Genomic DNA, 11714 nt, shown 5'->3' with positions numbered 1-11714 from the left:
GGGATCAAGTGTTTCGGTCATCGTCGATCCTTCCCGCCAAGCTCAGCTCGGCGTGTTGAATCAAGGACCGGATCCACCGTTATTCAGACAGTCCCGTATGCGTGACCTCGCAGAACTCATGGACCCGGAACTCACCCTGCCTATCGGTGGGCGCGAGTTCCGGGTCTCATGCAGTGCCGAGCAAGGCCTGCACATCATGATGTTGCTGAGCTCAGAAGTTCGGCTGGATGATGAGCAGGAACGCGCCGAGATCATGTACGTGCTCGGTGACACCTATCAGGAGATGGTTGACGCCGGTGTTTCGTGGCCGAAGATCGTTCTCGCTGGTCGCGTTGCGATGGCCTTTGTTTTGAGGCCTGAGCGGGCGCAACAGGTGTGGGAGTCGGCTGGTGGCGTCTTGGCGGGAAATCCCCTGCCCCCACCCCCGAACCAATCGAGAGTGGGGGCGACCCTAGCCCGCAAGATCTTTCAGCCCCGGGAACCTACGGACCGGATGATCCTGGCGGCGGCCCGTACGACGAAGTAACCGGCGTCCGCGACTGGTACAACCCGACACCCGGCAAAACACAGGTCGACGAGACCGTAGATCGGCCGTGGACTGATGTCCTCAACCACTGGCACGCAATCGAACTCGACCTCGACGCGAACGGACACGACATCGAATCCGGCCTCCTCAACGCCCGCACGTGGCGGTGGCTGAAACTGCGCATCGACCACTACGCATCCACCCCCGGCACCAACCTCTGGGACGCCCTACACCCGAAAGCAGTCTGATGGCCTACAAGGATTTGGATACTTTCTTCGACCCGGATCTGAAGTTACCGATCCGCGGGAAGACGTACACCGTGCCGGCGCCTGGTGCACCCGAGGCTGCACGGCTACGGAAGCAGGTCATCGCGGAAGGTGTACCGCCGGTAGAGCAGGTGTTCGAGGCGCTGAAAATCCTCGGCGCCGAGATCGATCCGGAAACCGAAGAATGGTCGGGCGGCGTCTACGACGAGATGGTCGCCGACGACCTGCCCTGGCCCATGATCTTCCACGCCGGGCGCACCGCGATCATCCACTACGGCTTCACCGCCGATATGGGCGAAGCGCACTGGGCGCTAGCGCAACTCGGCAAACTCGTCGACCTCGAAAAGGCCACCGAGTTCCTCGCCACGATCAAACCGAAAACCTGAACACTGGAGGGCTGACCATTGCTTGATGTAGGGGAGTTGGTAGCCCGACTGACATTGGACGATTCCCGCTTCATCCAGGGAACCCAACGATCCGAGCAGCAGTCACGGCAATCCACACAACGGATCAGCAACGGCTTCCAGGACATCACCCGCGCAGCTGCCCGCGCAGGTGAAGCAGCGCAAGCTGTGGAGATCAATCGGCAGTTGGATCGTCAGGCGCAGCAAGCCGCGCAACGCATCCAAGAGTTGGAACGCAACGCGCAACGCGCCGACCAGTCAGTCGACGACATCGTCATGAACGACCGCCTCCTGAACGAGGCCCGCGACGCTGCACGTGGGATCGACGAAATCCGTGCCGGCGCACGGCAAGCTGCTGGTGCGCTGAACGATATCGAACTGGGTAACCGGCTTCGGGAGGATTTGCAGGCCGCTCAGGGTGACCTGGATGACCTGTATCGGCAGGCTGGTGACGGCGGCGCTGGTGCCGGTGATCAGGCTGGCGGCAACTTCCTGTCCGGTTTCACTGACACGATCGGCAACCTCGCGTCATCGACTGGCCCTATCGCTGGTTCGCTGCTTGGTGTCGCTGTCATCGGTTTGACGGCTGGTGCTGCGCTCGCTGCGGCCATCAAAGAGGGCATGGAGCAGGAGAAGACGCAGGATCTGTTTCAGGCGCGCACTGGTGTCACGGAGGGACAGGCGCGGAAGTTCGGTCTCGCCGCGGGCGAGTCCTACGCAGACGCTTTCGGTGAGTCCGTCGAAGGCAACCTGGACACAGCGAAATTCGCATTGCGCAACGGTCTCCTGGATCCAGCCGCAACACAACGTGACGCCGAGAAGATGATCAACAGTCTCGACGGCGTGTCCATGATTATGGAGGAAGAAATACCGGCTGTCGCTCGCGCCGCAGGGCAAGCACTCAAGACTGGGTTTGCGGTCGATGCACAAGACGCGTTTGATCTTTTCACAAAAGCAACTCAGCTTGGGCTGAACAACTCCGAAGACTTCCTCGACACGGTTGTTGAATACGGAACACAGTTTCGTAAGCTTGGTTTAACCGGAGCTGATTCGATCGGCCTGATGTCCCAGGCCGTTAAAGCTGGTGCAAGAGACACGGACACTGCTGCGGATGCGTTGAAAGAGTTCAGTATTCGCGCCATCGATGGCAGCGAGTTGAGCGCAAAAGCGTTTGCGGATCTTGCTTATGAGCAGGACGGTGTAGCGCTGAGCCAGCAGGATTTGATTTCGAACAATGCCAAGATGGCCGAAGGATTCGGGACCTTAGGATTCAACGCCGAAGAAATGGGAAAGAAGATCGCAGGCGGCGGCGAGGGTGCACGTGAAGCGTTGGGGCAGGTCTTGGACAAACTTCGCGGAGTCGGCGATGAGCAGGAACGCGCAGCAATTGCAACGGCCCTATTCGGGACGAAGGCAGAGGATCTTGGCGAAGCCCTGTTCGCGATGGATCTTGATACCGCCATCCAGTCGATGAACGACTACGAGGGTGCGGCGTGGCGTGCGATCAACGTGATGGGCGGCAACGCCTCGACATCCGTTGAAGGCGCGATGCGGTCCATCGAACTTGCTGGCGATGGCATGAAAGCTGCTCTCGCGCAGGCATTCGGCCCGTACATCAAGGAGTTTGCCGACAACATCTCGAATAACCGCGCCGGTGTGATCCAGTTCTTCATCGACGTCGGCAATGGTGCATTCGAGGGCGCGAAGGCTGTGCTCGGGTTCGTTGCTGATGGTATGCGTGGGCTCGCCGAATTTGCGGGTGCCGGCGCGGACATGTCGGTCAGCATCTTGCGGTCCCTCGCTGACATGGTCGGCGGCCTCGACAAGCTTTCCTTCGTCATTGGCCTGGTCATTCCTGGTTTCGATGCTGGTGTTGGTGGCCTGTCGGACAAGCTGAATGGGATGGCTGACGCTGCCGAGAAGACTGGTGAGGGCATCAAGAATGGCCTGAATCAGGGCGCCGATTTCGTGGATAACACGTTGGTGCCTGCTGTCGATCAAGCTCAGAACCGTTTCAACGAGTTCGCCGGGGATATGAAACTGTCGGCGGCGTTCAACGACGAGTCGGCGAAGGTCAACAAGGCGATCGCTGATATCGGTGTTGGTGCTGATGGTGCTGCGATCAAGATTGAGAACTGGACTGGTTCGATCGATCGCAACAATGAGGCTCAGGTCAAGATGGACGACGGCCTGAGAGGTATGGCCGATGCGCTCAGCAATCAGATCCGAACGGGTATGGAAGCGGGTAACACGGTCGAGGCTTTGACTGGGCAGTACAACGAAAACTATGACGCCCTTCTCGGGCAGGTCATGGCGACGGGCATGTCCAATCAGGCGGCTGTCGATTACCTTGCGACGCTTGGGCTGACACCCGAGTTTGCGAGGACCACGATCGAGCAACCTGGTATGCCCGAAGCCAAGTACGAGTTGGACGTGTTGAAAGGAAAGATCGAAGCTACTCCGGACAGCAAGATCATCACGACCGAGGCATTGACCGACGAGTCGATGGCGCATCTGGAATCGTTGGGAATCAAGACGAGGGAACTTCCGGACGGTGAAGTCGAGGTTTACGCCGAGACTAAAGAAGCCACGCGGGCTCTTGAAGACTGGCTGATGCGGAATGGGCATCGTGAAGTTGTTGTCCAAATGCAGCTTCAGCGCATCGCGGATGTGAACTCGACTGCCCCGGCATGGTCGGCGCAGCGTGCGCAGGACTACTTCGGAGTCACACAGGCTGATGGCAGTGTTCGTTCGCGTGCGGACGGGATGATCGACACCGCTCACATTCAGCAAGGGTCGGGGCAGGGCATCTACACGAAGTCCCCGCTCGGGCCGGTGCAGTACGCGGAAGGTGAAACGCAGTGGGAAGCCTATATTCCGGGGGCGCCGTCGAAGCGGAAACGCTCGGAGGCGATCTTGCAGGATGTGGCTCGCCGCTTCGGATTCGGGCTTGTTCGACCTGACGCCATCAAGATGGCTGACGGTGGTGTCGTCGAGTCGTTCACCGGCATCGCATCCCAACACGCACCAGGACTGCAACTCACCTCGTCCTATCGGGACACCAACGACTACCACGGCCAAGGTAAGGCAGTCGACTACTCCAACGGCTCAGGAAACACCGATGAGCAGTTGGCGTGGGCGAACTACCTCGCCGACAACTACCAGTCGCAGTTGGCGGAGTTGATTTACTCGGATCCGCGGTTCACTCGGAACATCAAGGACGGGAAGATCGTCGATCCGTCGTTCTATGGTGCGGCGACGATGCAGCAGCACGAGAACCATGTGCATGCGGCGTCGAAGGAACCGTTGGGTGCGCCGTCGGGTGCTGGTAAGGATGCGGCTCCTGCTGCTCCGGATACTCGGACGGAGCGGGAGAAGATCGCCGATCAGGTGATCGCGGAAGGTAAGCGCCGCGGAATCAGCGATAAGGGCATCAAGGCCGCGGTCATGACCGCCCTCGCTGAAACCGATTTGCAGAACCTCGACCACGGCATGGATGGCGATAACGCCGGCATCATGCAGCAGCGCGATAACGGTGGTTGGGGCACGTTGGAGGACCGGAAGGATCCGACTCGTGCGGCGGGCATGTTTTACGACAAGCTCGACGACTTCGACTACAACAGCATGTCGGAAGCTGAGGCGGCGCAGAAGGTGCAGCAGTCGGGCACTGCGGATGGTTCGAATTATGCGGTGAAGGCTGCTGAGGCGGACGAGATCATCGCGGCGTCGAATGCTCGCGGCAACGGTCAGATGACTGTTGGCACTACTGACAGTGGCGCTGCGTTGGCGACGGATGGGCAGCGGGTGTTCGTCACCAACTGGCCCGGAACATCGTCATCGTCGTATTCGGCGCCTGAGTCGGCTCCGTCGTCGGCGCCGGCTGGTGGTACATCGGATGCTGCTGGGAAGGATCCGAACCTGATCTGGTCTGGCGGGTTCAAGGTGTTCGAGAACGGCGGAATGAACCTCCCCGACCAAGCCGGCCTCTACAGCGATGGTGCGGATTTGATTCGGTTCGCGGAGAAGGGAACAGGCGGAGAGTCCTACATTCCGCACGCCCCGTCGAAGCGCACCCGTTCAGTCGCAATCACTCGGGAGACTGCACGCCGGTTCGGTTACGAGTTGGTGCCGATGGCTGACGGCGGACTCACAGGGTTCGGTGGCTATGTGGGGGAGAAGCCGGGGTTGAAGGTGCCGACGACGGCGAATGGTCGTCGTGCTGCTGCGTATAACGCTGCGGCGTTCGGTGTTGGTGCAGCATTCGCGCTCGCCAGTGGCTTCGATGCGGACGGTAAGTTCACCGGCCAATTCGACACGGGCAGCAACTCTTCCTCCCAGTTGGAGAAGGGGTTCGAGAACGCGACCAAGGAAATTCAGCCGGTCCTCGAACAGATCCTGTTGGCGATCAAGAACCGTGAGCCGATCCGAGCTGAGGTGAACGTCGACCGCGACTCGGGCATGGCGAACATCAACATCCTGAAGGGCGGCATATGAGTAGGCGATATGTCCTCGAATGCGCAGACGGGACAGTCTGGGATTTCAACGATCCTGCCTGTCCCGTCTCGTTTCGTACGGAACCGACGGGTACTGAGGGCGCCGAGTTCACGCACGATGACCAGAAGAATGTGGGTCAGGCTGGGGTGTCGTGGGTTGCCCGCAATGACATGCCGAACTTCATCGGGTTGGACTGCAAGGTCGGACCTGTCCCGAAGGCTGACGCGTTGCGGCTCGGGAAGCTGTGGCGGCACTCATTGGGCCGTGGCAAAGAAATACACACCTTCTGGTCGATCACCGAAACTGGTGGCGAGAAATTCCAGTACGTGAGGTTGTCGACGAAGTTCGGGCCGATGGACATACGCCTACTGAAGGATGCTGGGGTTCAGCTCAACGACCCGGCAACACTTCGGTCGGACGAGACGTGGTGGCGCAAGCGACCTGCCGTCAAGACATTCAAGGCCGCGGACTTCGCAACAGCCGCTATCGAATCGGAGTCGGATGAGCCGGTGTGGCCGCACATCGTCATCACCGGCCCCATCACGCTGCCGAAGATCGGCTGGGCTGGCGAACTCGTCCCACTGCCCACCATCGCAGCCGGCGACGTGTGGACCATCAACACCGACCCGAACTGGTTCTCCATCAAAGACGGCGCCGGCAACGATCGGTCGTGGATCGCTCGCGCCTGGTACAAGCAGATCCCCGGAAACCCAGCCGGCCCAATCGCCGTCCCCATCACGATCCAAGGAACCGGCACCAACACCAACACCTCGGTGAAAGTGACGCTGCCGCAACTATTCAGGGAGGGCTTCTAGATGACTGTCGCCCTCCCCGGATACCCGCGCCCCAACACCACCGAGGTCAAAGGTTTCCGGATCGAGGTCGGTTCACCAGATGCCATGTCATGGCGGCCTCTCGGCGCGTACATGGCGGGAACCACTTTCGAGTGGGATTGGGCGATCCCCACCACCGCGGAAATCTACATTCGTGGCGATCATCCGATGGCGTCGTATTTGTCGCATCCGCGGCGGAAAGTCATTCACATCCGCACCAGCCACAATGGAATCCCGTGGGATGGGCGGGTTATGGAGGCTCAAGTCGCGGGACCGCCTGGCAGGTTGACGATCAAGCTGACCTGCGTTTCGAACTTGTTCAAGCTGTTGCGGGCGTTGGCGTGGGTGAACAACACGACACCACCAGAGTTCCAGTTGAACATCACCGGCAAGCAGGACGTTGACTGGGGGCCACCCGATCAGGTGTGCAAGAAGTTTGTGTCGAAGGTGATGACACGACTCCGATCGCCTGTCGTGGCTGCTCTACCGATCCGCAAAACGTCCCCCGAGCTGCCTGACCTCGACGACATCGACACGTTGGATGACTTGCTGAACATCGTGCACGAGTCACCCGACGACATGGTGGTGTTGTCAGCGCGCTTCACCCAACTCGACGAACTGTTCAAGCAGACCGTGGAGACGCACGAGATCGGTTTGTCCATCAGCTTGTGGACGCCGGCCGATGGGTTGCCGTCCCCGCACGTGTTCAACACTCACACCCTTTCGATGCTGCAATCCGTCATGGACTACACGTCCGACAACTTCCTGAACTTCACCAACCCCGGAAACATCCTCGGCCTCACGAATCCGTCCGAGTGGGGGAAGCTGCAGAACCCCGGCTTCGTGTTCAACACGCACGCTAAGCGGGATCGGCGTGAGCATCAGTGGCGCACTGACGGCGATCAGATCGCATGGATCGAACGGGTCGAAAAGACTGCGGACGCAACACGTGTGGTGATCGGCGGTAAGGCTCCCGAGATCCTGAATCAGGTCATCGAGTGGGGTGCGAACTTCGCGTTGCAGTTGATCTTGAACGCGATCCTCCCTGGACTCGGTTTGGGCAACATCATCGGCGACCTGTTCGATGATGTGTTCTTCGCGTTCCAACAGTTCTGGGATCCGGAACTTGAAGCGGAACTCGGCCCGATGGGTCGCGGTGAAGCGTTCGGCGACAACACGTCCGCGTGGTCGCTGGATGGGTTCGCTGTCGGACAGGCCGCGTTGAAGGCGCATTCCGGTTCCGAGGCGATCCGGTTGACGGTCGTCGAGGGCGGCGCGGATGGCCGCGGCTTCACGTTCGGAGAAGACGTAGAAGTGATCGACGGCGTGGAAGTTCACTTCGAGCGCCGCTACAAGGTCGGCGACATCATGACCGTTTGGGATGACGGTGTCGTGATCGAGAAGCACGTGTCGAACGTGAAGATCACCGAGCAGGAAGACGGCCGCATGCGGACCGTCACCACGTTCGGTGACGCCATCACTGTCGGCGATGGCTGGGAGCGCGTCTTGAAGAAGGTCCAAACGATCTTCGGCAGCATCCGCGCTATCGCCAACTCAACCTAGGAGAAACACATGACCTGGACAGGAGATCCCGTCTGGCTCGCAGATGTCTTGCGCGCCGAGGGAATCAAAGTCGTCGAATACCCCGGCTGGAAAGACCGCGGACACGGCGACATGGAAACCATTTGGGGTGTCGTCGCACACCACACCGGCAACAACCCGCCCGGCAACAACCCCGGCTACATCGCGAACCATCCGAGCCTCGGCTTGTGCTCGCAGATTCACCTGTCCCGAGATGGTGTCGCCACTGTCGTCGGTGTGGGTGTCGCATGGCATGCCGGCAGCGGATCGTACCCGGGCCTACCGACGAACGGCGCGAATGAACGCACCATCGGTATCGAGGCGGAGAACAACGGCACCGAGGGCTGGTCGCCCGCGCAGTACGACGCGTATGTGCGGTGCTGCGCTGCGATCCTCCGGAAGGTCGGTCAGCCTGCTTCGCATGCGATCGGACATAAGGAGTGGGCTGGTGCGGCGCAGGGCAAGTGGGATCCCGGCGGGATGGATATGAACAAGTTCCGCGCAGACATTCAGGCTCGAATCAATGGCGCACCTGCTGCGCCTGCTACCCCCGGAGGTTTTCTCATGGCTCTCAACGATGATCAGCAGAAGACGATTCTGACTGCGGCTGAACGGATCAACGGTGTTGTCCGATCGCGCACTTTGCCGGAAGGGCAGGTTGATCCCGAGTCGTACCCGCACGGTGGCGCCGCGGTCCTGGATGCCGCAGACGGCGCGTACATCGTCGGCAAGATCGACGGACTGAAGGAGAGCATCGACGCTCTCACCGCGGCAATCAAAGCAGGCAAGTGATGACCGCAGACTTCGGGTTGGATGGCTTCGCCAAGTCCTATGTGCAGAACATTCCGTTCGTGAAGCAGAACCGCAAGACGATCGCGAACGTCGTTGGCCTGCTCGCTAACGTGCTGGTGCTGTTGGTCGGGTTGCCGATCTCGGGTACTGCGCAGGTGGTGTTGGCGATCAGCATTCAGGGTGTGTTTGCGGTGTCGGCGTGGTTGGTGCCGAATGCGATCACTCCGCAGCAGGCTTCGGAACTCGACGAGTACGTCGGCCGACACCGCAAGCAAGGGTGATGGGGGAGTTCTTTTCCGCGCTCCCCATTGAGGGTGGTGTCGTCGTCGGGTTCGTCGTCGGTGTCTTCCTTATGATCGCGAGAGGTGTCCTCGTCGTCGGCGCTCATCATCGTGAGCAGTTGGATGCTGAGCGCGAGGCGAACACGTATCTCCGGTCGGCGTTGGACAAGGCGTTGACGCTGAACGGTGAGGACGCCAAGACCATCGCGAAGCTATCGGCTACGTCCGAGTTGTCGGTGCGGCTGCTTGAGGAGTGGCGGAAAGAGTCAGCCCAGGGGGCGCCGTGAGGTGGCGTCGGCGTCAACGCGCCGAGAACGAAACAGTCACCGAGGCACGGTTGCTGGACGAAGAAGTGGATAAGCGGTTGGCGGCGTCTCGTCGTGCCCGCCCGGACCACGAGCGTCGCGGGCAGCGTGTTCAGGATCAGATGGTGCGCAACCACTTCGGTGAGTTGTTCCGGCTGAGTATGGAAGGGCGATGATGCTCAGAGAAGTCGGTAACTGGCTGTTGGTTGCGCTGACGGTGGTGTGGTGCACGTTCACTTTGATCTATGCGTTTCGGTCGAAGTGGTGGACGAACGAGGTTGGTCGGGTGTTGTTGCCCGAGAAGGTGTTGACGTGCCTGGTGTTGATTCAGGTCGCTGCGTCGTCGATGTCGAACTCGCTGTATCCGGGGCGTGATGTGATCCGCATTGTTTTGTATGCGGGGTGCGCGGTTTCGGTGTTGATTTTGACGGTTGTGTTGGTGCGTGTGCAGAGGCGTGAGCGTCGATGTCGATCTGAGCGGGGTGATTGCTGATGGAGAAGTTGCCTCCCGGTAAGCCTCGGGATCAAGACATTGTCTCGACGTTCAAAAACAACTGGTTCAGCAACATTTTCGCCGGCTTCGCGAACATCGGCCAACTGCTCGGCGACATCGCGAACGCGTTCCTCGGTGGCGGCGGTTTCGGGCCCGGACCGTTGAAGTCAATCAGCGACAAAGCGATGCAAGACGCCGCCTACATCTTTGATCTACAGAACCGGGCGCAGGTGCTTGAGGGCATCATCGGTTACGGCTCGTGGGTTGCGTCCCAGAATTTGTTCATCACGATTGATCAGGATGATCCGGGGATGCGGACGATGTCGTTTGATCGGCAGGTCGGCCCGAGTGTCGGTGTGACGTTGGTGTCGGATCCAGCGCTGGCGAACAAGAAAGTTCAACGCCTGGACTCGAAGGGTTTGTGGCAGGTTCTCGCGCAGACCCGTTCCCGTAGTACGGGTTTCACTGGTTCCGCGAAGGTGTATCTGGACATCGTTGTGAAGGCTCCGAACGGTTCTGAGTATTACCGGCGTTCGATGGACATGGTTGCTATCTCTAACAATGGTGGAGATGGCGAAGTGACGTTGATGGGCAACGTGTTCTTCACGACTCCGGGGGCTGGTTACACGGTTCGGGTGGATTTGTTTTCGGGTCGCTGGCGCTGGTTTTACGGCGGTTCGCAGTGGTCCGGTTTGAGTGTGTTGAAGCATTCGTCCGAGGTGGAGAACCCGGGCACTGTCGATCCTGGTACGCCCCCGGCGGTCGGATGATGAGGAGAAGCGATGCCTGTTATTTCTGATCGGTTGACTGATGGTGCGAAGTTGGGTGTTGGTGCGGAGATTGTGTTCACTGTCCGCGACATCCGCGACAGTGTGGCGCATGATGCGATCCTCGGACCCGCACGCACCACCGTCCCTGTGAACCCAACTACTGGATTGTTTACGACTCCGGTGTTGGATCCTGGCCCGTATTGGGTGGGGATCCGATGGTCGAGATACAACCCAACACACGAGTTTTACCCCATTGAAGTCCCCGCTGAGTCGGGGACTTTCCGTTTGTGGCCGTTGATCGACGCCGGCACCCCACCACCCGAACCGGGCGCGTTGGGGTTTGTGCGCGACGGCGGGGGAGTGACCCGAATCCAGGCCCTCACGCAGAACGAGTACGACGACCTCGACAACCCCGATCCCGCAACTCTTTTCATCATCACTGACTCGCAAGTCACCATCTAAGGAGCCCTCATGGCAACTACCCAGATCAAGCTGTACGGCAAACTCTCTCAGTCTTTGTTCGCGAAGGAGGTGTCGATTGTGTCGGGTGCGACGAACCTGTATGCGATGCTCACAACGTCAGCTCACACTCCTGATCAGGATGCGCACCGATACAAGAGCGACATCACCAATGAGGCATCGGGCAGTGGGTACACCGCAGGCGGAGTGCAGTTGACTGGTGTCGTCGTGTCCTACGACGCAGCGACCAACAAGCTCACCATCGCCGCGAACAGTCCGTCGTGGCCGTCCTCGTCGATCACTGCACGCAATGTGCACATCTACGACCGCACGAACGGAACGGACGCCACACGAGCACTCATCGGGTACGGCGTGTTCGATTCCGATCAGACAACCTCGTCCGGCAACCTCCAGGGGGAGTGTCCGATTAACGGTGGATCCGACCTTGATGTCGGTTAGTTACCGTTCAGGGTGATGCGTCCTTCGAAGGTGATCGCAAACGCATTGAGC

General features: G+C 59.8%; 12 protein-coding genes. All 12 read left to right on the top strand.

The features are described 5' to 3' along the window. Nucleotides 1-526, top strand: a 526-nt coding sequence (locus ACZ3J7_RS40240; RefSeq protein WP_435054180.1) for a DUF7426 family protein, incomplete at its 5' end; no start/stop codon positions are given. A 247-nt stretch (nt 527-773) separates the two neighbouring features. Beyond that, nucleotides 774-1178: a DUF7426 family protein gene (locus ACZ3J7_RS40235; RefSeq protein WP_298773410.1), complete on the top strand. Its 405-nt coding sequence runs from the start codon at nt 774-776 to the stop codon at nt 1176-1178. Nucleotides 1179-1232: 54 nt separating this feature from the next. Then, the gene (locus ACZ3J7_RS40230) at nt 1233-5690 is read left to right on the top strand and encodes a phage tail tape measure protein (RefSeq protein ID WP_465628363.1); all 4458 of its coding nucleotides are present in this window, start codon (nt 1233-1235) and stop codon (nt 5688-5690) included. Between the two features lie 170 nt (nt 5691-5860). Beyond that, complete coding sequence (locus ACZ3J7_RS40225; RefSeq protein ID WP_465628362.1) at nt 5861-6505, top strand: hypothetical protein; 645 nt, start codon at nt 5861-5863, stop codon at nt 6503-6505. Next, nucleotides 6506-8086, top strand: a complete 1581-nt coding sequence (locus ACZ3J7_RS40220; protein WP_298773412.1) for a Gp37-like protein — start codon at nt 6506-6508, stop codon at nt 8084-8086. A gap of 9 nt (nt 8087-8095) precedes the next feature. Further along, the gene (locus ACZ3J7_RS40215) at nt 8096-8896 is read left to right on the top strand and encodes a peptidoglycan recognition protein family protein (RefSeq protein WP_231304280.1); all 801 of its coding nucleotides are present in this window, start codon (nt 8096-8098) and stop codon (nt 8894-8896) included. Next, nucleotides 8896-9177: a hypothetical protein gene (locus ACZ3J7_RS40210; RefSeq protein WP_231304279.1), complete on the top strand. Its 282-nt coding sequence runs from the start codon at nt 8896-8898 to the stop codon at nt 9175-9177. Before ACZ3J7_RS40215 ends, ACZ3J7_RS40210 begins: the two co-directional genes overlap by 1 nt. Further along, nucleotides 9177-9464 (top strand): hypothetical protein, encoded by a 288-nt coding sequence (locus ACZ3J7_RS40205; RefSeq protein ID WP_128638019.1) that lies wholly within the window; start codon nt 9177-9179, stop codon nt 9462-9464. Before ACZ3J7_RS40210 ends, ACZ3J7_RS40205 begins: the two co-directional genes overlap by 1 nt. 190 nt (nt 9465-9654) lie before the next feature. Further along, nucleotides 9655-9975, top strand: coding sequence for a putative phage holin (locus tag ACZ3J7_RS40200; protein ID WP_231304278.1), 321 nt, complete (start codon nt 9655-9657; stop codon nt 9973-9975). Next, a complete protein-coding gene (locus ACZ3J7_RS40195) occupies nt 9975-10745 on the top strand; it encodes a hypothetical protein (protein WP_231304277.1) in 771 nt (256 codons plus the stop codon). The genes ACZ3J7_RS40200 and ACZ3J7_RS40195 overlap by 1 nt, the downstream gene beginning before the upstream one ends. A 12-nt stretch (nt 10746-10757) precedes the next feature. Then, nucleotides 10758-11207: a hypothetical protein gene (locus ACZ3J7_RS40190; protein ID WP_231304276.1), complete on the top strand. Its 450-nt coding sequence runs from the start codon at nt 10758-10760 to the stop codon at nt 11205-11207. A gap of 9 nt (nt 11208-11216) precedes the next feature. Continuing rightward, nucleotides 11217-11663, top strand: a complete 447-nt coding sequence (locus ACZ3J7_RS40185) for a hypothetical protein (RefSeq protein ID WP_353799050.1) — start codon at nt 11217-11219, stop codon at nt 11661-11663. Nucleotides 11664-11714: the final 51 nt, after the last annotated feature.

Source organism: Kitasatospora sp. NPDC015121, from assembly GCF_055562955.1.
Note: the sequence above shows the minus strand (reverse complement) of the source record. Positions and strands in the feature narration are given on the sequence as shown.

Bases quoted from the DNA above. Each gene is read 5' to 3' on its own strand.
- ACZ3J7_RS40235 (WP_298773410.1), top strand. From the start codon at position 774: ATGGCCTACAAGGATTTGGATACTTTCTTCGACCCGGATCTGAAGTTA.
- ACZ3J7_RS40225 (WP_465628362.1), top strand. From the start codon at position 5,861: ATGCCGAACTTCATCGGGTTGGACTGCAAGGTCGGACCTGTCCCGAAG.
- ACZ3J7_RS40220 (WP_298773412.1), top strand. From the start codon at position 6,506: ATGACTGTCGCCCTCCCCGGATACCCGCGCCCCAACACCACCGAGGTC.
- ACZ3J7_RS40215 (WP_231304280.1), top strand. From the start codon at position 8,096: ATGACCTGGACAGGAGATCCCGTCTGGCTCGCAGATGTCTTGCGCGCC.
- ACZ3J7_RS40210 (WP_231304279.1), top strand. From the start codon at position 8,896: ATGACCGCAGACTTCGGGTTGGATGGCTTCGCCAAGTCCTATGTGCAG.
- ACZ3J7_RS40205 (WP_128638019.1), top strand. From the start codon at position 9,177: ATGGGGGAGTTCTTTTCCGCGCTCCCCATTGAGGGTGGTGTCGTCGTC.
- ACZ3J7_RS40200 (WP_231304278.1), top strand. From the start codon at position 9,655: ATGATGCTCAGAGAAGTCGGTAACTGGCTGTTGGTTGCGCTGACGGTG.
- ACZ3J7_RS40195 (WP_231304277.1), top strand. From the start codon at position 9,975: ATGGAGAAGTTGCCTCCCGGTAAGCCTCGGGATCAAGACATTGTCTCG.
- ACZ3J7_RS40190 (WP_231304276.1), top strand. From the start codon at position 10,758: ATGCCTGTTATTTCTGATCGGTTGACTGATGGTGCGAAGTTGGGTGTT.
- ACZ3J7_RS40185 (WP_353799050.1), top strand. From the start codon at position 11,217: ATGGCAACTACCCAGATCAAGCTGTACGGCAAACTCTCTCAGTCTTTG.